1 protein-coding gene is annotated in these 293 nt (G+C 64.2%); it reads left to right on the forward strand.

Features of this window, described 5'->3' with window-relative positions; genetic code table 11:
- On the forward strand, positions 1-293 hold a 293-nt coding region (locus J9889_RS24780), incomplete at both ends, for an FGGY family carbohydrate kinase (protein WP_246878175.1).

The following is a 293-nucleotide window of genomic DNA, read 5'->3' on the forward strand; positions in this document are numbered from 1 at the left end:
CGCCTCGCGCACCATGCTCTACAACATCCGCGACCTGAAGTGGGATGAGCGCATGCTGGACGAGCTGGGCATCCCCGCCTCCATGCTGCCGCAAGTCAAACCCTCCTCCGAGGTCTATGGCTACACCACCCGTGGCGGCGGCGCCCACATCCCCATCGCCGGTATCGCCGGTGACCAGCAGTCCGCCCTGTTCGGCCAGCTCTGCTTCGAAAAAGGGATGGCCAAGAACACCTACGGTACCGGCTGCTTCATGCTGATGAACACCGGCACCGAGCCGGTTCGCTCCAGCAACG

The organism is Aeromonas sp. PrichA-15, assembly GCF_017939245.1.
Lineage (GTDB): Bacteria > Pseudomonadota > Gammaproteobacteria > Enterobacterales > Aeromonadaceae > Aeromonas > Aeromonas caviae.